The organism is Scrofimicrobium canadense, assembly GCF_009696615.1.
GTDB classification, from domain to species: domain Bacteria; phylum Actinomycetota; class Actinomycetes; order Actinomycetales; family Actinomycetaceae; genus Scrofimicrobium; species Scrofimicrobium canadense.
In genome coordinates, this window is sequence record NZ_VULO01000056.1 from 1 (window position 1) to 1015 (window position 1015).

Sequence of the window (1015 nt, forward strand, 5' to 3'; positions counted from 1 at the left end):
GCGCCGGGCATGGCGCACATCTATAGGGTGAAAGTCCCGAGCAGTGACGTTGGGAGTAGCTGTTAGCCAATATGGCAAGGGTGTCCATCGCAAGGTGGAATCTGGAGGAAGCCTGCGGCAAATCGCTGAGCCGAGGAACACGAATCTCATACGAGGCGGGCTGCGTGGAGTAAGTGTGCTGAACAACACGAAGCTCATCCCAACACGGCAGCGCAGTACGTATATGAGGCGGCTACCTGGCGAGAAAGATGTGCGTCTTACCCCGGGAGGTCCCTTGCAACCGCTAGAGCCAAGCCAACCGCACAGCGGGAGGGGCGGCAAGGCTGTGAGGGAAGTCAGCAGCGGCCATAGTAGGTGGCCACATTCCACCGAAGGGCCAAAGGCAAGTGAAAGGGTTTCTCCGTGATCTCTGACCAACGCGATGACAACCGACCGCAGTTTAGTAGCAGCGGCAGACCGGTTACGGGCCGGAACCCTTGCGAACCCTGCTACCCGGTCTCCATGGACGATGTGCTTGAAAGTGCCAATATGGCGGCGGCATGGAACCGGGTGCAGCGCAATAAAGGGGCCGCTGGCCCCGATGCACGCACCATTGAGGACACCGAATCCTATTTGAAGGAGGCGTGGCCGGGGGTCAAGGAAACCCTTCAATCAGGCGCTTATCAGCCAGGTTCGGTGAGAACGGTCTACATTCCGAAGGGTAATGGCAAGCACCGTATGCTGGGCATCCCTAACGTGTTAGACCGCTTAATCCAGCAAGCCATCCATCAAGTGCTCAGCCCTCACTACGAGAAGGATTTCTCTGACTCAAGCTTTGGCTTCAGACCAGGCCGTAATGCCTGGCAAGCAATTGAGCAGGCTCATGACTACGCCAAACAGGGTTACACGATAGTGGTCGATATTGATTTGGAGAAATTCTTTGACCAGGTCAACCACGATCTTTTGATGGCCAGGCTAGCAAAACGTATTCACGACAAGCGTTTGCTTGGTGTGATCCGTCGCTACCTTCAGGCCG

1 protein-coding gene is annotated in these 1015 nt (G+C 56.3%); it reads left to right on the forward strand.

What is annotated here, in order from left to right:
• Window positions 1–501: 501 nt before the first annotated feature.
• The coding region (locus FYJ24_RS12535; protein ID WP_263970247.1) for a reverse transcriptase domain-containing protein at window positions 502–1015 on the forward strand (514 nt) is incomplete at its 3' end.